We start from the raw sequence: 17,003 nt of genomic DNA on the forward strand, positions 1-17,003 counted from the left end.
AGAAAACAAAAAACCCGCACATTGGCGGGTTTTGGCTGTGTATAAATCAGATTTTTTGAAGAATCTTTAATTTAAGATATTTAAGCTTTGATGAAAATCCTGAATCAACCTTGTGTTCAGATGATGTGATAATTATATCAGCCATGCTCACATCCCTATCACCCACCGTTGCCGATTCAAGAGATGCCCAAGAGTCAGCATAGATGTTGAAGTTACACTGCGTGGTGTCTTTTAATGGCACTCCAAAGGAGTTTTGTGCTTCAAAATCAACAAAAGCCTTTCCTTCACTCAGGCTAAAATAGCCTTTGGTAACACCTTGGCTTATGGCGTCGTTATCTATCTGCTTTAATTTGGCAGAGATATGCTCTTTATCAACTTTCTTTATTTCAAATAAAGAGTCCAACATTTTATATGTTGATGGTGACTTCATTTGACTTTTGGTCAGGGCATCGCAAGCGCTAACCATTGCGGCACCCTGCGCGTCCTCAGAGGAAACTAGAAAGACTGAACCAACCAAACATGCAGATATCATCGCAATGCCAATTAATATCCCTTTTTTGCTCATGATAACTTTCAAGGTCTCACTATTTTTACTCGAGATCATAACAGCAAAAGATCACTTATCAACCAACGGGAGGGAAACTTGCGGGGGATTGCATACCAACTGATACAAAAAAGCCACCCGTAGGTGGCTCTGTTTTAGTTCGCGTTCTCGCAACCGGGCTGGCGACGGTCAATCACCTCAGTTCCTTCAACAATGAAGCCAAACTTGCCGAACAGGAAAGAGTGGTTGAACTGAGTCACAACGACATCAGAAAGCGCAACTGAGCAACGATTCTTCTCAATAGCTCTGTCGATAGCAGTCTTCACATTGGGAATGCCGAGAGGGAAAATTACCACGGGAGCCGAGTCTTCTCCCTGAACGCGAGCACCTTTAACGAAATTGTTTGAATTGAGGTTGTAGTTTTTGGTACTCGCCACGGTCAAATCGGCCACGCGTGAGCTACACCCTGCTAACAACATTACTACTGCGGCTAAAGCCAATGCCTTTTTCATTTTTTATGTTTCCATTGATTGCAATCAGAAACATCTTAACACCATAAGACCGCATGACTTACCCGCCATTATTGGTAGCAAAAAACCAGCCTGAGTTGGCTACGCCGCTTGCGACAAACGCCTGGCCTTCCTGGCAAGATAATCATCTGCTACTTGATCATACTCTTCGCGAGTAAAACCTTTCTGCTCAGGGTATTTGGTTGCCAGTAGCATCTGAAACTTGGTCATTGTCAGATTGCCAGCCTCCTGCTCGGTCATGCCGAAATGTGCCTGCGCGGCCACGATGTAATCGACGGCGCGGAACTCAGTGCTGGTCTCCCCGTTTTCATGCCTTTGGAGCCTGCGAACCTTAGCCTTCCCGATAACACCATGAGTCATCAGTGACTGAGCAATCAGAAGCATGTCAGATTCAGGTAGCGCACCTTTGCGAATTTTGAATGTGCGTCCGTTGCCTTTCGAGGGATGGAATACGCCGGTCAATGGGCCAGCGTCTTTTTCACAACAGGCATTCAGAACAACCACTGAAGCGAGAAACGCTTTGCGACCGTAACTGGTGCTTTTAATGTGGCTTATCAGCCATTGCGGAACGTATCCGTAAGCCTCAACGGCTCGACTCACAAGGCTGGTTACTTCATCGTTGTGCAGGTCGTAAAACACCTGCACGATTTCGTCTGGATCACCAATGCGTGACATGTTCACAAATGACGGCCGGAAGAAATAATCCTCACCGTCAACGCTGATGAGGCACTCGCCAATCTCTTTAAGCGGGGTATTCACCGGTAAAGCCTCCACGCTTTTCTTCGCTCGGTTCTCGGCAGGCCGTCGAAAGCCTTTTCCACGGGCATCTCGTCGGCATGGTCTACAAGGGAATAGCAAGGGTAAATAACATCCCTTCCCCATGCGTCGCCGAGGGCATAATCTGCCGGCTTTCGCTGGCTCCAGTTCATCAGGATGCGGTTAATTCCACTGGCTGGCAGCGCATAGCAGACGCCATGAATCAGTCGGTTCAGGGTGATGTAATCAGCACGGAACTTATCAGCGGCGATAAGTCTTTCAGCAATCTGTTGCTGATACTGCGGCGGGCGACCGGTGCCGAGGTAAAAACTGATTAGCTCATCAGGGAATCTGGCGCACCATTCAGCCGAAAGACCTGCAAAGCCATCCACGGGATGGGCATCATCTTCCAGCACGACCACTCGCGCTGACTGACCGGCAGCCCACTTGATTGCTCTCAGGTGATTCCAGTTGGCTCCGTGGTCGGCATCATCGATAAAAAGCCGCGCATTAAGGCTCTCAGCAAGCCTGTGAGCCTGCTCGGCGCGTCGGTGATGACCTACCACCGCGAATGTTACTTGTGCTGCCACCATGCTGTTTCCTTGCCGATGCCGTTGGTCTTAAACACCGTGTGCACTTTCGGGCCGGTAATCACTCGGTCACCGAACGATTTCGCCACGATACCGAATGCGATCATGTCACCTACCGCCCTTGCTGCCCCTTCTTTATTCCAGAAGCGGTCTGACTCAATGCGGTAGTAAAGCCGCACGATGCGGTGAGCAAACTCCATGACATCTTGGCGTAACCCTCCAAGCAATCCGGCGTTCAGCATAGTGTCACTGGCATACTGCTTCAGGAATGACTGATACACCCGCTCGGGATGGTTTTTGATGGCCCATTCATCGGAATATGTCTTTGGCTCAGAACCGACATAAATCACGCCGGGCTGCATTTCTTCCCATGGCGCGCGAAGCATTTCGACATCGGTTCCATCGGTACACCAGACGAAACGATATTCTGGATGCTCTCGCAGGTGCTGCCATACATGCAGCCAGCGCCGGAAATAAACGTTCATATCGACAACGGGCACGCGAACCGTCGTCTGGCCTGGCTGTGAGTATTCAAACTCGTCAGCGAGAATGACCGCATCGGCACCTTTAATCGATTCTGACCATCTGGCGATAAGCGACTGCTCTGGATTCATCCTGGTTCCTCGTTGCGGGTCAGGATGACTGGTCAGGAAGGTTGTGATGACGGCATTGCGCTGTCTGCGGTACGGTGCCCATCCTGTGTAGCCCGTGTCTCGGCGCTCGTTGTGAATTTTTACGTTGTTGCTGACCTGACGCTCTCGCTCAGGCTTGGGTACTGAGCGCTCTACCGACTCATGCTCATCCAGCGAGTAAATCAGCTTCTCAGAGCCGATAACGTCTGCATATGCCCATGAGGTAAGCCCTGCATTATGAATGCGCAGAGCGAGGTCTGAATGCTCGTACATCCCGCGCCCGTAAACCGGGTCGAACCCGCCAACCTTTTCAATCGCGCTGCGGTGGTAATAGAGCATCACGCCGCGCTGCCCGGTATAGGCGATGTGTTTTTCATCCCGGTACAGGACTGAAAGGTCATTCAGTTTGCGCGGTCCTGCCAGGTCGAGAAACTGATATGCCAGATGAGGCTCAGGAGACTCGATATACGGAATATGCCAGCCATCAGCAATCGGCCATGCATCATCGTCCCACAGGAACAGATGCTCACAACCGGCATCCATCAGGGCTTCAATGCTGGCGTTTTTAGATGCCACGATGCCCTGAGATTGTTCATGACGGATGAGCCGTGCAGATTCTGGCGTTACGGCAGCAGGCACCGAGCCATCATCGACAATTACAATCACCGCGCCGGGTGGTAGATGCTTCTGGTGCTGCTCAAGAGCACGAGCCAGTACGTCTGGTCGGTTATGAGTGGTGATGGCAATACCGATGCCTGATGAGCGCGCCGACGCTGGCTCGTAGGGAATTCCGTTTATCAGAACCTGCATATCTCTGTCTCAGAAAGGGGGCTTGCGCCCCGCAGTGTTTTAGCTGGAAGGTTCGGAGGTGTCAGTAACCTGCACGGTGCTGGAGTCACCCACTTTGAACTCAGTGGAGAAGGTCACGATGTCGTTAGTGCCGCCGTCAGAGCTGAGGGCAGTGATAACCATGTAACCTTGGAAGGTCACCGGGCCGTATTCCATGCGAACCCAGATGCCAGGCTGGCGCTTGGCCTTAAGCTCGCTAGCGAAGTACTTGATGAAACGACCGATGCCGTACTGGTCAAGCTTGTCGTTTTTACGCACCTCACCTTCAAAACTGATGGTGAAGTCGGAGTTTGTGGTGATGCTCTCGACAAAGCCGCCGCCATCGTCAGCATCACTGGTCACGGTGTTCGGGCTGAAGTCGAACCCTTTTGACGTACCGGCGGCCAGCGCTTTCCATTCCGACTCAAGCGGCACGGTGTCCGGGCAGCCGTCGGCAACTTCAAGCACAATAGCGCCACCGAACAAACGTTCGTTGCTGGTTGGGCAATTAGCCATTTTACTTCCTCTTTGACGTTTAATTACTCGCCGTAGGTGGCGACGAATTGAAGCCGATAGACAAGGCGTCCCTCGGTTGTAGGAACTGGTGCGGGCATAGCGCCCACATTCTGGAGATAACCGACGCAATCATCTGTCATGGGGTTTTGCTGGACGTAATCGACTATCTGCTGCACGCGCTCATCGACAAATGCGTTGCCACCTTTTGCGCCGATAACGTCGACCAGGATGTACTGCTCATTGCCGAGGCCGTTGCGGATATTGCTGCCGCCATTTGGACGAAACACCATGAACCGGTCAGATTCAGTGCCTGAGTCAGTCCACATCAGCAGCTGAACCTTAAAGCCATCTGTCAGGCCAGCATTGATGAAGTAGTTACGCACGCGCGTATGCATTGGCGGATTCATAGTGACAGCTCCTGCTTCATAACCCGGTCGATTTGCTCTCGGGTGTCCTCAAAGCCTCTGGTAAGGAACTCTTTGCGGGCAGTGGCGCGGCGGAAGGTTTGCGGAACATTCGGATCGTGAACATAAACCGCATAGTTGGCCGAGTAGCCCACCCTGCCGGTTACCTTAGTGCCGTTGGCGTCAATCTCACGGAACTGGCTGTTGAGAAGCGTTGATGTGTCGATTGGTGTGTATAGCGCCGCCTGAGCCCCGCCGATTAGCAGCGCTGACTGCACGGCCCTGACGACCTTGCGCCCCTGCACATCATTAATCAGCGCGTCCAGATTTGCTTTAGCCTGGGCAATGCCGCGAACTTTACCGGCCATATCAGACTCCCGTTATGATGGCGCAGTCGTCGGCGATCCGCTCGAATGTGTCGGCATAACGGATAACCTGCCGCACTTCATCAGCACCCGCCAGAATCGGGTCGACCTCGGTAGACTCACCAATCAGGATGTAATCACCGGCATCAGCAAGCGCAAACTCAGTCCAGATTGTGTTCTTGACTACGATTTCAGAGCCGAGGCTACCAATTCGTTTACTCAGTCCGCCTTCGTAGTCGCAGAGAATCCGCTCAGGAGCTGCATATCCCAGCGGGTCTCCGTAGTCGTCCTGACCATCCAGCTTTCGCCAGATTGTCGCTGTTGCTGTGTATGACCAGTTAGCTACTGAGCTCATAGGTGGTAATCCTCATACTCCCACGGCTCCTCGTCGGGATTTTTAGGTTTCTGCTCTTTCTCACACATCAGCAACCTCCAACGACATCAAAGAAGCCGACGCGGCTACCCACATCAATCGGAAGCGATGCAGTGCATCCGCTCTTATCCAGTGACAGGAGCGCGTCACGCATCGAAAGCACATCGCCGGTATAGTCGAAAGACCGCGACGCCCCTGAAGGCGCTGACTGCGATTTAATGCGCTGACTGTATGCCGTTAAGGCCATGAGAGAGACGGCATAGACCTGAATCAGCACGACGTCACATTCGTCGTAGCCAGACGCCTCCAGGCACTGCTCAATGCTGCTGAGCTTGCAGAGATATGCGTCGATGATGAAATCAGGGATGGAGTAACCGAGGGACGACAGCTGCTGTTTAACCTGCGCTGCTGTGATTGGCGTGATAGCCATGGTCACTCCTTATCTTTGGGTTTCCGTCCGCGCTTGGGTGTAGCGATTTCCAGCTGGCGCTCTTCCAGGTACTCAGCCAGCCCGGCATTAACCCAGCGTTCGGCGATTGAATCGGCAACCTCTACCTCAGAGCCAATCTCCAGCTTCTGGAAATTGGCACCGGCAAAAAGGTTTGATGAAATTACTTTTACCAGTGCCATGTCGCTTCCTTAGCTGGTCGCTTCGCCGGTGGCGTGAACCACGGAGTAGTGACCGTTGATGTCGGTTTTGACCATCAGGCCCATTGCGCCCCAGGTGCGCCAGATGTAATCGCTGTTGTAGAACGGACGCGGGTCGGCAACGGTGCCGATGGCCTGGCCTACAATCGGAGCAACTACGCCAGCCTGCAGCGGAACAATCAGGATTTCGTTACCCTGAAGTTTCGCATCTTCTTTGATAGCTGCGATGCCGGTCAGGGTCAGGAGTTCCTGTAGCACGGTGCGAGACTGGAAGTTGTCGCTGAAATACTGCTCCAGGTTGGAGACGATTTCAGAGGAAACGTACCAGGTCTGCTGGCCGTACTGATAATTGCCAAGCTTCAACACATCGCGCAGACGGATTGCTTCGGCGCGAATTGCTTTCGGATCGGTGCTTGTCGCCATGTTTACGTTCAGCGTCACCTGAGCGACACGCTCATCGGCGCGGAAGCCCTTCCAGGTCAGGCCGTCGAATACTGCGTAGTTGCCAGCCGCGTCGCGGTAGCCGTCCCACATGTAATCGACGTACTGACGCTGAACATCTTCCACGGAGCCGCGCTGTGCGTCAGCCTGAGACTGAAGCGCTGAGGGGCTGTTGAAGATTGGGTCACGCCAGTTGAACTTGAAGCCTGAATCGTGGATCGGAACCATCGTGCCGTCGAAGGTGTAGACGCGAGCGTCAAGCGCTGCGCCAATCTGGCCGGACATTGATGTGTGTGCCCAACCACGACCGCCGGTGCGGGCGTAGTCGTAACGGGATTGCTCGATACGTACAGAGCGGGAAAGCGGCATCAGGTCGTTCAGCAGAGTGAACTGCGTGTTGGGTTCGAACTGCTGTGTCACGGTGGTATCGTACGCACGGTACAGGCGACGGATATCATCAACCGCGTTAACGGCGTTCAGCGTCGGAGTATCTTCAGCAGCGCCACGCCATTGGGTGCGAGACAGAAAATCAGCAACCGCCTGGGCGGTAGCGTTACGTTCGGCCTGCAGCGCGCGAAACTGAGCCTGGTTTACTTCCAGGTTGCCAGTCTTCTCGCCAAGTGATTTGGAATATACAAACATTAATCGGTCTCCTTACTTGACCACTACGCGCAGCAGATCGCCTGCAGCAACAGTTGTCGCTTTGTCTTCTTCCACGAAAAGGACTGCGGATGCAGTGCCGCCGGAAGTGACGCGACCATTAGAGATAGCCAGTGCCTGGCCTTTGTTATAAGTGCCAGCAGCAGCGCGGACGTTCAGGAACATGCCTGGCAGTAACTGAATGCCGACGACCAGCTCGTTAGCAGGAATGACGTCATCGACGCCCATGCAGCGCAGATAGTCATAGTTCGCCACATACAGCACAGCGCTTTCGCCGCCGTTGGTGGATGCAGTGAATTTGCCGTTAGTGAATACGCCGATGGTGCCCGGCTGAGTAGCTGCCGCCGCCCCGCCTTCGCGGTTCAGAAGCGGGTTCGGGAATACGCCACCCGCGTGAATTACGTGTTTACCGTCTTTAGCCATTTTTATTACTCCGGCATCTCAGAGAAGGGTTTATCGGTGGAATGGTTGAATGCGCCGGACAGGCTGCGAGTGGTAGCGCACTGCGCGTACAGGCCATCCAGAGCCGCGCCGTCAAGGGCGTTAACTGCCATGTCGTCGAGCTTGAACTTGGCTTTAACCGCTTCGCGCTTGGTCGCTTTTTCCTGGTCGGCGTTAGCGGTCAGGCCGGATTCGATAGAGCTCAGCTTGTCGGCAAACGGCTTAAACCATGCCGGTGCTTCTTCGCTATTGGTGGCTTTGTCTTTAGCTGCCTTTTCTTCGGCCTCTTTCTTCTCGCGAGCGGCCTTTTCTTCCGGCGTCTCACCTTTAGAAGCTGCTTTCTCAACAGCCATCTGGTTGAACGCATCCAGCAGCTCAGCTTCTGATTTGCCTTCTGTCGGCTTACCAGCGGCTTTCAGCGCATTGATAATCATGTCTTTCATCGGATCTCTCTCTCCGTTGGTTTTAATTTCGTACTCAGGTGGTTTGCGCACGACTTCTACAGGTTCTCCGACGAATTGAGCCTTGCCGTCATCGTCGATGAGGTACTTCTGTTTGAAATATTTATCTGCATCCCGATAAACGAAGGAGTCCGGCCATACGCTTTCCGGCCATACCCAATCGTCGTTGTCACGACCCTCACGGAGCTTGTCGCTAATAGCCCGCTGGATATCGTCGAATGAGAAATTGGATGCATTGGTAAAGAAGAATTTGGTCTTGTTAAGCAGACCTTCCCTGGTGCAGTTCGATGCCTGCGCGAGGTCTGCGTTTTCTACGCTTACTTCCTGTTGGGAGTTGTCTGCGTTAACGAAGATGCCGACGCCTTCTTCAGGGGTTGCGGCTCCCGGCTCATCGAGAAGAATGGCTACGTGGTCAAACTGCATATTGCGAGCGACCCATGAGTAGCTTTTACCCTTCGACTTGCCGCTGTTCTGCTCGCGGCGCAGCAGGAGCCCGGTAGATACGTGAATCGGCTCAGCGTTTGAGTTAGCCTGAAGCTCATCAAGCCGCTCGATAAGGCGCTTACCCTTCTCGCTCGACTGCGCGATGCGCTTGTTGACCTTCATGTCCATGACGACACGGTCGCCGTCTTTGCGGACGTTTTCAGCCCATGCGCCGACGTGGAACTGATTAACCGCTCGCGGGTTAGTGGCGCTGACGTGCTCGTTGCCAATCTTCGGATGCCCGAAAGGCATCGGGTTGCCTTCGAGCGTTTTAAAGCTCTTGTTAATCTCCTCAGCCGGATACAACCCGCCATTCATGACAACGTCATCCACGACAGGCACGACGCCACGAATGACGATATGCTCGTCACCGTCGATGGTTTCAGTTGAGATGTTTGAAGAGTTGATGGCGAGGGATTTAACGTGGATGCTGGATAGCTTCACGATTATTCCTCATGCGAGTTGAGTGCTTTTTAATTGGCGATTAAATTCTCAAGGCTTGTAAAAAATGGAGATTAAATGATGGCTATTTATAAAATTACTTACCAAGTCAGCGGTGACGCTGGATTCCGCGATGTGAATATTGAGAGTGATCACCCTTTATCTGATTCTGATCCGGAGGTTATTGAAGCGGCGATGCGCGACTCCGCCCACCACTATCGACCAGAACCAGGAGTAACTAGCGTTCAGGGCTTAAGAATTACGATGGTTACCGAAGTAAAATAATCACCCCCATCGCTGGCGTTCCTGCGCCAGCTTTTCCTCCAACCCCTGATTAAACAGGCCACCATCTTCATTAAGTAATACGGGGATCTGGCTGCAATAGCAGTTGTACCGGTTGCCATTTTGCGCGTAGAAGGCCTCCACTTCTTCCGTGGTGAAAGTCTTACCGTGTCGCGCAGCGTGCCAAGGGCGTGTCGTCGATTTCAGAGCCGATATCCACAACAGCGCAGTGTTGAGCCCCAGCCTTTCCTTCGACCATTCAGCCTCCGACCATTGAGCCTGCCGTAACGCGCCCACCTGCTCCGTCTGCGCTATCGTTTTGGCTCGGCTCATCGACACATCGAGACGCTTGCTAATCAGGCTGGCCGTCTCTCTTGGGTTAACACCGCGCCCTATTGCATCAGAAACTATGTTCGCCAGGTCAGCGCGAGCAGCATCAGTTATTCCCCGCCATTCGCTGTAGGTAGAGATGTAAGCCGCTGCCACCTGGTTTTGATACGCCGGACTGCTTAGCAACTGCTGAAGCGTCGTTGACTGCTCATAGATTGCTGACTGCGCTGACAGATTGGTGAATGCCTGCAATGTGCCGCGCTGATACTCATCAGAAACGTACTGGAGCGCCCAAAGGTTGTTACTCCCACCTTCAAGGAGATAATCGTCCAGAATCTTTTCTATGCGCAGCAGCAGGTCAGACAGTTGCTGTGGCGACATATCATAGATGAATGTGCCAGCGTTCACCTGGTAGAGCGTGTCAGGCTTGCTGCCGTCTCTCGCCAGGATGTAACCGTAGAGAGAATTGCCACTGCGCTCCCTGCCGACCAGATACGCATCGAGCAACTGCTTCAGCGCCAGTTTTATCTGGTAATAGCGATTCTCGATATCCCGGAACATCCGGTTAACCGGTCGGTATGACTGCGTGGGGTCGGCTTTATTGCGCGGAATTATCGGGCTGCCCGGTCGTTGTCGGTTGTTCAATTGGGTCACCTGTCAGCGGGTCTGTAGTCGCGGTGCCGGCAGGCTCCTCTGGTTCACTGATTGGCTCAAGCTCACCGACAGCACGGATTTCATTCTCAGTAATCGCTGGAGTGCCGTATGCCTGCTGAGTGTCTTTAGCCACGGCTGCCATCGCCTGCATATTTGCGATCTTCTCTTTTTCACTCGGCGCGAGTAAATCAGACCATGCGAGCGTGACCTCGCCAGATGCCGGCGGGTCGATGACGCCAATCTCCCAGAAGCGCTCAATGACGCTGGTGATGAAGTCGGACATGAAGCCCCAGCGACGACCATTGCAGCGCTTGGCCCAATCAGTTTTGTCCTCATCTGAAGCAAGACGCCCGGTCTGCTGACCAAAGAGAATGGTGAACGGACACTGAATCGTCGCGGCAAACTCGTTAGCTGCTACTGTCCATGTAGGAGTCGGGTCGGCTGCTGCGACTGATAGTACCGACAACTGCCCAGCCTGCATCGCCAGTGCTGCGTCAGTCCCTTTGTTGAAGCGAGACATTTTGTCATTTAGGGCTTCCCCCAAATCTTTAAAGCCTGCCTCTTTGGCCTGAGCCTGGATTGTCGCGATGTCTGTTTCTTTGTCGAACGCGATACCAAGCTGACGACTGGCGTTCTTCAGGAAGCCTTCAGCGCTACCACCGGACGTTTTCTCGATGTCGAGAAGCTTGTTGTAACCGGCGCGCAACAGCGGGATGCCGGAGAGCATATTCTCGTCTTCTGCGCCTTCGCACAGGATGATGACGCGGCTAGGGTGAACCTGAACACTGCGCACAGGCCCATATGTTCCGTCATCGCCGACTGGCTGCTCGTTGAAGTTGTACATCACAGGCTGGCCGTACGTTTCCGACATTGTATCTGTGTCGAAATTGCCTGGTTTAATCTGCGCTTCCCATGCGGGGATTAGCTTAACCACTGCCTTCAGGCGCTCTGTGCCGAGAGACCTGATGTAGTCAGCGTTGATCGGGTCTTTCCATTCGCGGCCATCCTTAACCTGAATTAACAGGGCCGAATAGCGACCCACGAGGTTGCGGCGGTCTGCGTCTTTCAGCTTCGACCAATGGCGTTTGAGAAGCTTTTGAACGGTGCGCTCCCATTCGGTGGTCTCGCCAGACTCATCCTTCTCTTCTCCGTCAATGATGGTGGGATTATCGACCCAGCAGGATTCCAGCAGCTTATGCACCGCCGCATGAGCAACGGCATTACGCTCATAAGCACGATAGTACTGGTCGAATCCAACCTCGCTCGGATATCCGAACTCATCCCACAGCTTTGTGCGCTTGGTGTTTCCGTTCTGTCCATTGGCGTACAGCATTCGTTGCCGCCCTATCGCATCAGCAAGGGCGTTCACGAGGAATGAAACCTCGCCTTGTTGTTCACTCACTGATGAGCTCCTTAGAAGAAGATTGCGCCTTTAGACTGGCCGCTTAATTCGGTCATCGCCCATACCAGCGCATCAAGGCGGTCGGGGGATTTTTTGGATGTGGTTGGCACGTACTCCATCTGCTGGTTTTCCAGTTGATAGAGATTACCGCGGTGGGCTACGCGACCCTGCGCATACAGCGCTGATATTGGCTCTGCTCGCGCGAACTTACCCTTGCTCGCATGGACGCGGATGATTCGGTCTTTGAACCCGGCATTGCGGAGCGTGTCCTCTGCCATGTCACCGCCCTGGTTGGTTTCAATCACGATCGCATCGGCATCATGCTGTTTGTAAGCGTCCATTGCTCGCGTCGCCCAACCATTAGGGGAGTATTTGCCACTGTAGTCGCCGTCGGCGGAGTACTGTCGCTTATCTCCTGCGCCGTATGAGCTTGCGGCCACAATCCCCGTTTCATCGCTCTCTTCGCTGTTTGTTGCCTGCGGGTCGATAGCAATAACCGTTCTGGATAGCTGCTCGGTGATGTTCAGGGCTCGTGCTGCCGCAATCATCTGCTCTGTCCACAGCGCGCCTTCTGCGTTGAACCTGCGAGGGTTCTGCATGTACTGCGCTTCTGCCGTCCGGCGATGAGAAAACAGCGCTGTGCGATGGCTTTCGTTGTGCTTGAACGGCCAGAGCCAGCCATCAGGCAAGCCATGCTCAATAGGAATAGCGTGAGTGTTTTCCGGATACTGCGCCGAATACGCCTGGCTGTTGTCGATAATCACCGGCAGATTCAGGTGATGCCATTTCTCGCCCGAGCCGCCGCGCAGCAGGTATCCGCTCAGGTCGTGATAGTGGATGCGCTGCATGATCACTATCATCGGCGTCGTTTCGATAGCCAGACGCGATTTAATCGTCTCGTTGAAGCGGCTGTTTACACCGTCACGAACCGTTTCGGAATAGGCGTCATCTGGCTTAACCGGGTCATCGATAATCAGCGCGCCCTGCCAGCCTGGCTCCATATGCCCGGCACGGAAGCCCGTTACCTGACCTGCTGCCGAACTGGCATAAACCCCGCCGCCATACTCAGTCCACCACATCGCCTTACTGTCGGCATCGTCGCGCAGCTCCATAGGCCACATCGCCTGATAGGCTTGCGACTTAATCATGCTGCGGGCAGTGGATGAGTTCAGAAGCGCGAGGTTGTGAGAGTAGGACAGGTGCATAAAACGGGCGCGTTTATTCAGTGCCAAACCGCGCCCCATCATGTTGATGGTTGCCAGCTCTGTTTTGGTGTAGCCGGGCGGAACGTTGATGATGAGCCGGTTAATCTCGCCGTCTATCACTCTGTCCAGCGTTTGCTGTATCACCTTATGGTGTGGCGCGACAATCATCTTGCCGCCCGTGCGTTGCTTGAAGAAGTAGCGGGCAAAGTAAAGCCCGTCAGCTTCGCACATGCTGGCACGGATAGAATCGTCAGCAGTCGTCATTCTCCATCACCCGCTTAATATCGTCAGGCGACATAGTGACTACCCGAACCGGGCCACCGCCCTGACCTGTTAGTTCCACAACCTGCTTATCAAGCCCGGTGAGCTTAGCCTTGCCCATTGTTGCAGCTACAGCGGCTGATGATTGAGGCGTTTCGGCGCTTAATGCTTTCTGCCTGGCCTCTTCCAGCTCAGCCAACAGAGAATCAATAGTTACGTTATGGCGCTGCCTAATCTCTCCCTGGAGCTCCTTGAGTCTTAGGGCGATCTTAGGGTTATCCTTTAAATTGCTGGCTTGAACATGTACTGCTTCCGGCTTCATCTTGTCAGCAGCATACGCCGTCCGATAAGCCTCTGAAGCATTACCCGTTTCGATGTATGCCTGACAGAAAGCCTCTTGCTTAATTGTCAGACCTGCCATAGTCATTCCTTACGATGTTTGTTCGTCTTTATCCGGCTCGGGCACGTATTCCATCTCCTGCACGTTATCAGGTGCCAGGTATACCCATGAGCCGTCCTCGCGAGCGATGCCGATGAAGCCGTTGATAATCTCTGGCTGAGATCGCTTCATCAGGCCTTCATGCGTCTCGCCGGTTTTGGTTTTGACGGTGATACGGTAGGTTTCAGCCATGTTTGCTCCAATAAAAAACCGCCCGGTGGGGGCGGTTATGGGTCATTCGATTGGCTGTATCCAATGAGCTATTTCGATTCCATCTTTATAAAAGGCTCGATAGATGCCAATAGTTTTATCTGGTTCTTTAATGTGCGGGTCTACAGAGAAGTCAATGACTCGGTCGTGCAGGTCAAAATTATTCAGGTCGCTTTCGTAAATTATCTGATTATCTTCGAATCTCATCGCAGTATCCTAATCCAGCGCCATTTGAATAATTATACCATTATCTAGCCCACTGGCAGCTGGTATTTTTTGTAATGGAGAGCCGTTGTGAAAGAGGCTCTCACCTCTTCTTAGGCTGCCTGGTCATCAAGCTTGTGGCCTGCCAGTAATGAGGCGATCCACTGGATACCACGCGCAGTGAACTTGGCCTGAGTGAAGGCATGTCCGTTGTTCTGGTTCTCTCCGGTTTTCATGGTGAAGCGGCCGGCATCGAGATGCTGAGCATAGGGTGTCAACTTACCAGCAAGGCGATACATGATGCCCTGCTCAATAAGGAACAACCGGAAGTCCGTTTCTTTCACCTTCAGCAGTTTTGCTGCTTCACGGAAGCCCATCGCGCCGGTTGCCTCGACGTAGTTATCAACGAACTCGACTTTAGGCGCGGCAATAGCGAGCTTGTTTTCCAGCTCCGCTTTCTGCTCTGCTAGGTCTGCAGCCAGGCGCAACGCTTCCGGCAGGCTCTGCGGTATTCTCACGGGCTGGCTAAGTTGGGCTTCAAGCTCCTGCCAGCGATCAACCAGGCGGGCGGTAAATTCAGGCGAAAGCTGAGCAACGACAATAATACTGTCGCGCTTCCCCTGCTCACCTTCAAACACATAAACACTCACGGGGCGGCCTGCCGTGGGCTTTTCCTCAATTTGAGGAGAAGCAATCGTGCCCCGCTCAATAAGGCTTTCTATCGTACGCTTAACGTTATCGTGCCGCTTTTCTACCAGCTCAGCGATTTCAATGCTGGTCATTACTAACGGATGGTCATTTACTGGATATTGCATAGGTTGGTGCTCCTATAGAGAAACAAGCCTGTCGCACAGATTAAGCCGTACCCTAAGACGCACCATTTACGGATAATCTCAGGCTTGCTTTTCTGTAGGCTTAGGGATTGATGTTTGCGCGTGCGAAGCGCATAAAAAAGCCCCGCTATTGCGAGGCTCGGTTACTTCAGGCACTGCTGCCGGATGTAGTCCTGCAGATAGCTAACCTGCTTGGTCACTGTTTCGATTCGCTCTCTGAGGGTGAAATAATCCCGTTGAGCGGAGTCTGTAAGTCTGGCGGTGGAAGCATCGCCCAGGCTGCCGGCGCCGGTCGTTCCGTTCGCTGTGCAGGTGGCGTGGAGCTGCAACCGACGCTTGCCAGAAGCAACGTCATCATGCAGCTGATCGATAGTCGCCTGAGCATCTGCAAGCTCCTGTGTGTATTTTGCGTCGAGCGCGGCCACATCGCGCTGGCGAGTCTGCATGTCGCTGATGGTGTCTTTAGCCAGATTTAATTCACGATTAACTTTGGTTAAAGATGCCTGGGATTCTGTGAGCGCTGACCGGTAATGACTGGCGATGACTATGGAGATAGCCAGTAGCAGAGCCATTACGGCGAAGAGAATGAGTTTCCAGTTAAAGGTCATTTTCACTTTCCGCCAGGCACATGGAGCGCTCCATCTCTCGTCGGTTCTGCAATCCTTTCCACTTCATTCCACCGGCGTAGACCCAGCGGCGCATTTCTTCACACGCCCCTTCCTGGTCGCCTTTGTTCAGCTTGCGAAGAAGAGTCGACTTTGCGAAGGCATCGCTGCCTACGTTGAACACGAAGCTGTAGAGGGAGGCGCGCTGGTATTCGTTCAGCGGAACCTTGACCAGCTTGTCTACTGTCGCTTTAGCCGGCTGCAGGTCTTTCCACAAAAGCCGGTCACATTCTTTGTCGGTGTAGGTCTTGCCGCGAATGATGTCGTTGCCAGTGTGACCATCGCAGACAGTCCAGACGCCAGCGACATCTTTGTAGGCCTGATACTTCCGACCCTCTACGCCATCCTTGCCACCAATGAATATCGTGGCGATGACCATCGAGCCTGCACCCGCTGCGGCAATCAGTTTGTTTCTCAGTGAGGACGGGATAGCCATCGTTAGTCCTCCTTTGATAACTGCCCGGCTGCGGAAGGCCATCGCTCGTACGCCTGAATCTGCGCCAGCGTGGTTTTGCGTTTGTAATACCAGTTGATACCGAACGTCAGTAGCGCCACGACAATACCGGCGATAACGCCTACTGCGCTCCACTCGTCAGGACTTAGCCGGGTCAACAACCCATTAGCCACCGTCCCGGCAGATGCGCCATAAGCTGCGCCAGAAGCTAATTTGCTCATATGTGACATCTCACACCTCCGATAGGAAGTGCTGTGGTGTAGTTAGGAAAGGCCAGCGAGGCATCGGATGCGAGGGTTCATCTGTGATTGATTGCCTGTGGCCTAATACGAAAAAAGCCCGCCGAAGCGAGCCTTAAAATTTGTGTGAAGTCATGATTCAAATCACGCCTTATAAACCAAAATGGTTTATCATGAGTTCATCTTAACAAGAGGGAACATCATGACTACTATCACCATTAACACCTACGCACCGGATTCACGTTTCGACATGAGCAAAGAAGAAGCAAAAGAGTTTTTCGCTTTCGTTCAACGCAAGGCCGAGTCTCTCGGTTATGACGTGGCGTTTGATGAAGCAATTTCAGTTGACGAAGAAAGCGAACGCTTCGTCGAAAAATGTTTCGCTGAGTTTTGATCTGCGACTATGCCGATCAAAGAGTACATTGAGAAGAACTTCCCGAGCCAGGCTGATTTCGCCTTAGCGTGTGGAGTGCTACCTCAACAGGTTACTAAGTGGATTAGCATGGGGTGCATAGTGCTCAACGGGAAGATGTACAGTCCGCGAAGAGATGTCCCCTGACTCACCAGGTTAAGATGCTCCCCGCTTCGGCGGGGATTTTCTTTTCTGCCATCTGAATATGTGTGGTGGCCGGTGCTTATCCCGACGAGTGGTTAAACCAATCTAGCAATTGTTCTGCCTGCGCATTCACCACAACGGAAAGGAAACTGCCCG

Annotated in this window: 25 protein-coding genes; 2 read left to right on the forward strand and 23 right to left on the reverse strand. The window is 53.1% G+C overall.

Translation table 11 applies throughout. The features are described from left to right. Window positions 1-46: 46 nt before the first annotated feature. The 14 genes from G9X48_RS11715 to G9X48_RS11780 form a co-directional block, all read right to left on the reverse strand. Window positions 47-565, reverse strand: coding sequence for a hypothetical protein (locus G9X48_RS11715; RefSeq protein WP_029464204.1), 519 nt, complete (start codon window positions 563-565; stop codon window positions 47-49). A 134-nt stretch (window positions 566-699) separates the two neighbouring features. After that, the gene (locus tag G9X48_RS11720) at window positions 700-1,056 is read right to left on the reverse strand and encodes a hypothetical protein (protein ID WP_029464203.1); all 357 of its coding nucleotides are present in this window, start codon (window positions 1,054-1,056) and stop codon (window positions 700-702) included. A 99-nt stretch (window positions 1,057-1,155) separates the two neighbouring features. Next, complete coding sequence (locus G9X48_RS11725) at window positions 1,156-1,833, reverse strand: DUF6246 family protein (protein ID WP_166499935.1); 678 nt, start codon at window positions 1,831-1,833, stop codon at window positions 1,156-1,158. Continuing rightward, window positions 1,830-2,423 carry a hypothetical protein gene (locus G9X48_RS11730; protein ID WP_166499936.1) on the reverse strand — a complete coding sequence of 198 codons (594 nt, stop codon included), beginning with the start codon at window positions 2,421-2,423 and terminating at the stop codon, window positions 1,830-1,832. The genes G9X48_RS11725 and G9X48_RS11730 overlap by 4 nt, the downstream gene beginning before the upstream one ends. Then, window positions 2,405-3,862: a glycosyltransferase family 2 protein gene (locus G9X48_RS11735; protein ID WP_166499937.1), complete on the reverse strand. Its 1,458-nt coding sequence runs from the start codon at window positions 3,860-3,862 to the stop codon at window positions 2,405-2,407. The genes G9X48_RS11730 and G9X48_RS11735 overlap by 19 nt, the downstream gene beginning before the upstream one ends. A 39-nt stretch (window positions 3,863-3,901) precedes the next feature. Further along, window positions 3,902-4,396 (reverse strand): hypothetical protein, encoded by a 495-nt coding sequence (locus G9X48_RS11740; RefSeq protein ID WP_012125619.1) that lies wholly within the window; start codon window positions 4,394-4,396, stop codon window positions 3,902-3,904. 23 nt (window positions 4,397-4,419) lie between these two features. Continuing rightward, window positions 4,420-4,803 carry a hypothetical protein gene (locus G9X48_RS11745; protein WP_161578486.1) on the reverse strand — a complete coding sequence of 128 codons (384 nt, stop codon included), beginning with the start codon at window positions 4,801-4,803 and terminating at the stop codon, window positions 4,420-4,422. After that, complete coding sequence (locus G9X48_RS11750) at window positions 4,800-5,168, reverse strand: hypothetical protein (protein ID WP_075183757.1); 369 nt, start codon at window positions 5,166-5,168, stop codon at window positions 4,800-4,802. The genes G9X48_RS11745 and G9X48_RS11750 overlap by 4 nt, the downstream gene beginning before the upstream one ends. Before the next feature lies 1 nt (window position 5,169). Next, window positions 5,170-5,520 carry a hypothetical protein gene (locus tag G9X48_RS11755; RefSeq protein WP_166499938.1) on the reverse strand — a complete coding sequence of 117 codons (351 nt, stop codon included), beginning with the start codon at window positions 5,518-5,520 and terminating at the stop codon, window positions 5,170-5,172. A gap of 67 nt (window positions 5,521-5,587) precedes the next feature. Further along, window positions 5,588-5,968 (reverse strand): hypothetical protein, encoded by a 381-nt coding sequence (locus G9X48_RS11760; RefSeq protein WP_007847582.1) that lies wholly within the window; start codon window positions 5,966-5,968, stop codon window positions 5,588-5,590. Window positions 5,969-5,970: 2 nt separating this feature from the next. After that, window positions 5,971-6,168 carry a hypothetical protein gene (locus G9X48_RS11765; RefSeq protein ID WP_105547658.1) on the reverse strand — a complete coding sequence of 66 codons (198 nt, stop codon included), beginning with the start codon at window positions 6,166-6,168 and terminating at the stop codon, window positions 5,971-5,973. Between the two features lie 9 nt (window positions 6,169-6,177). Beyond that, entirely contained in the window at window positions 6,178-7,269 is a 1,092-nt protein-coding gene (locus tag G9X48_RS11770; protein ID WP_007847577.1) for a major capsid protein, read from the reverse strand. Window positions 7,270-7,281: 12 nt separating this feature from the next. Further along, complete coding sequence (locus tag G9X48_RS11775) at window positions 7,282-7,710, reverse strand: hypothetical protein (RefSeq protein ID WP_007706555.1); 429 nt, start codon at window positions 7,708-7,710, stop codon at window positions 7,282-7,284. 5 nt (window positions 7,711-7,715) lie between these two features. Further along, the gene (locus G9X48_RS11780; protein WP_007847575.1) at window positions 7,716-9,116 is read right to left on the reverse strand and encodes a DUF2213 domain-containing protein; all 1,401 of its coding nucleotides are present in this window, start codon (window positions 9,114-9,116) and stop codon (window positions 7,716-7,718) included. 75 nt (window positions 9,117-9,191) lie between these two features. On the opposite strand from G9X48_RS11780, the gene G9X48_RS11785 reads away from it, so the two are divergent. Further along, window positions 9,192-9,398: a hypothetical protein gene (locus G9X48_RS11785; RefSeq protein WP_075183761.1), complete on the forward strand. Its 207-nt coding sequence runs from the start codon at window positions 9,192-9,194 to the stop codon at window positions 9,396-9,398. On the opposite strand, the gene G9X48_RS11790 is transcribed toward G9X48_RS11785, so the two are convergent. The 9 genes from G9X48_RS11790 to G9X48_RS11830 form a co-directional block, all read right to left on the reverse strand. Then, window positions 9,399-10,370 carry a phage minor head protein gene (locus G9X48_RS11790; RefSeq protein ID WP_166499939.1) on the reverse strand — a complete coding sequence of 324 codons (972 nt, stop codon included), beginning with the start codon at window positions 10,368-10,370 and terminating at the stop codon, window positions 9,399-9,401. Next, window positions 10,324-11,781, reverse strand: a complete 1,458-nt coding sequence (locus G9X48_RS11795; protein ID WP_166499940.1) for a phage portal protein — start codon at window positions 11,779-11,781, stop codon at window positions 10,324-10,326. The genes G9X48_RS11790 and G9X48_RS11795 overlap by 47 nt, the downstream gene beginning before the upstream one ends. Window positions 11,782-11,792: 11 nt before the next feature. Beyond that, entirely contained in the window at window positions 11,793-13,250 is a 1,458-nt protein-coding gene (locus G9X48_RS11800; protein ID WP_105590322.1) for a DNA-packaging protein, read from the reverse strand. Next, on the reverse strand, window positions 13,237-13,668 hold the full coding sequence (locus G9X48_RS11805) for a terminase small subunit (RefSeq protein ID WP_076734997.1): 432 nt from the start codon (window positions 13,666-13,668) through the stop codon (window positions 13,237-13,239). Before G9X48_RS11805 ends, G9X48_RS11800 begins: the two co-directional genes overlap by 14 nt. Before the next feature lie 9 nt (window positions 13,669-13,677). Then, window positions 13,678-13,878, reverse strand: a complete 201-nt coding sequence (locus G9X48_RS11810) for a hypothetical protein (protein WP_029464188.1) — start codon at window positions 13,876-13,878, stop codon at window positions 13,678-13,680. A 335-nt stretch (window positions 13,879-14,213) separates the two neighbouring features. Beyond that, window positions 14,214-14,915, reverse strand: a complete 702-nt coding sequence (locus G9X48_RS11815) for a DNA-binding protein (protein WP_105590323.1) — start codon at window positions 14,913-14,915, stop codon at window positions 14,214-14,216. Window positions 14,916-15,076: 161 nt separating this feature from the next. Then, window positions 15,077-15,541 (reverse strand): lysis protein, encoded by a 465-nt coding sequence (locus G9X48_RS11820; protein WP_166499941.1) that lies wholly within the window; start codon window positions 15,539-15,541, stop codon window positions 15,077-15,079. Then, window positions 15,531-16,034: a lysozyme gene (locus G9X48_RS11825; RefSeq protein WP_032988374.1), complete on the reverse strand. Its 504-nt coding sequence runs from the start codon at window positions 16,032-16,034 to the stop codon at window positions 15,531-15,533. Before G9X48_RS11825 ends, G9X48_RS11820 begins: the two co-directional genes overlap by 11 nt. Before the next feature lie 2 nt (window positions 16,035-16,036). Beyond that, complete coding sequence (locus G9X48_RS11830) at window positions 16,037-16,282, reverse strand: phage holin (RefSeq protein ID WP_032986368.1); 246 nt, start codon at window positions 16,280-16,282, stop codon at window positions 16,037-16,039. Between the two features lie 211 nt (window positions 16,283-16,493). On the opposite strand from G9X48_RS11830, the gene G9X48_RS11835 reads away from it, so the two are divergent. Then, window positions 16,494-16,685: a hypothetical protein gene (locus G9X48_RS11835; protein ID WP_007778777.1), complete on the forward strand. Its 192-nt coding sequence runs from the start codon at window positions 16,494-16,496 to the stop codon at window positions 16,683-16,685. Window positions 16,686-17,003: the final 318 nt, after the last annotated feature.

Origin of the sequence: Cronobacter sp. HA18006 (genome assembly GCF_011605445.1) — a bacterium.
GTDB lineage: Bacteria > Pseudomonadota > Gammaproteobacteria > Enterobacterales > Enterobacteriaceae > Cronobacter > Cronobacter sakazakii.

What these genes read in the sequence shown, in the direction of transcription:
- G9X48_RS11715 (WP_029464204.1), bottom strand. Translation starts at nt 565, where the DNA reads ATGAGCAAAAAAGGGATATTAATTGGCATTGCGATGATATCTGCATGT.
- G9X48_RS11720 (WP_029464203.1), bottom strand. Translation starts at nt 1,056, where the DNA reads ATGAAAAAGGCATTGGCTTTAGCCGCAGTAGTAATGTTGTTAGCAGGG.
- G9X48_RS11730 (WP_166499936.1), bottom strand. Translation starts at nt 2,423, where the DNA reads ATGGTGGCAGCACAAGTAACATTCGCGGTGGTAGGTCATCACCGACGC.
- G9X48_RS11735 (WP_166499937.1), bottom strand. Translation starts at nt 3,862, where the DNA reads ATGCAGGTTCTGATAAACGGAATTCCCTACGAGCCAGCGTCGGCGCGC.
- G9X48_RS11740 (WP_012125619.1), bottom strand. Translation starts at nt 4,396, where the DNA reads ATGGCTAATTGCCCAACCAGCAACGAACGTTTGTTCGGTGGCGCTATT.
- G9X48_RS11745 (WP_161578486.1), bottom strand. Translation starts at nt 4,803, where the DNA reads ATGAATCCGCCAATGCATACGCGCGTGCGTAACTACTTCATCAATGCT.
- G9X48_RS11750 (WP_075183757.1), bottom strand. Translation starts at nt 5,168, where the DNA reads ATGGCCGGTAAAGTTCGCGGCATTGCCCAGGCTAAAGCAAATCTGGAC.
- G9X48_RS11755 (WP_166499938.1), bottom strand. Translation starts at nt 5,520, where the DNA reads ATGAGCTCAGTAGCTAACTGGTCATACACAGCAACAGCGACAATCTGG.
- G9X48_RS11760 (WP_007847582.1), bottom strand. Translation starts at nt 5,968, where the DNA reads ATGGCTATCACGCCAATCACAGCAGCGCAGGTTAAACAGCAGCTGTCG.
- G9X48_RS11765 (WP_105547658.1), bottom strand. Translation starts at nt 6,168, where the DNA reads ATGGCACTGGTAAAAGTAATTTCATCAAACCTTTTTGCCGGTGCCAAT.
- G9X48_RS11770 (WP_007847577.1), bottom strand. Translation starts at nt 7,269, where the DNA reads ATGTTTGTATATTCCAAATCACTTGGCGAGAAGACTGGCAACCTGGAA.
- G9X48_RS11775 (WP_007706555.1), bottom strand. Translation starts at nt 7,710, where the DNA reads ATGGCTAAAGACGGTAAACACGTAATTCACGCGGGTGGCGTATTCCCG.
- G9X48_RS11785 (WP_075183761.1), top strand. Translation starts at nt 9,192, where the DNA reads ATGATGGCTATTTATAAAATTACTTACCAAGTCAGCGGTGACGCTGGA.
- G9X48_RS11800 (WP_105590322.1), bottom strand. Translation starts at nt 13,250, where the DNA reads ATGACGACTGCTGACGATTCTATCCGTGCCAGCATGTGCGAAGCTGAC.
- G9X48_RS11805 (WP_076734997.1), bottom strand. Translation starts at nt 13,668, where the DNA reads ATGGCAGGTCTGACAATTAAGCAAGAGGCTTTCTGTCAGGCATACATC.
- G9X48_RS11810 (WP_029464188.1), bottom strand. Translation starts at nt 13,878, where the DNA reads ATGGCTGAAACCTACCGTATCACCGTCAAAACCAAAACCGGCGAGACG.
- G9X48_RS11815 (WP_105590323.1), bottom strand. Translation starts at nt 14,915, where the DNA reads ATGCAATATCCAGTAAATGACCATCCGTTAGTAATGACCAGCATTGAA.
- G9X48_RS11820 (WP_166499941.1), bottom strand. Translation starts at nt 15,541, where the DNA reads ATGACCTTTAACTGGAAACTCATTCTCTTCGCCGTAATGGCTCTGCTA.
- G9X48_RS11825 (WP_032988374.1), bottom strand. Translation starts at nt 16,034, where the DNA reads ATGGCTATCCCGTCCTCACTGAGAAACAAACTGATTGCCGCAGCGGGT.
- G9X48_RS11830 (WP_032986368.1), bottom strand. Translation starts at nt 16,282, where the DNA reads ATGTCACATATGAGCAAATTAGCTTCTGGCGCAGCTTATGGCGCATCT.
- G9X48_RS11835 (WP_007778777.1), top strand. Translation starts at nt 16,494, where the DNA reads ATGACTACTATCACCATTAACACCTACGCACCGGATTCACGTTTCGAC.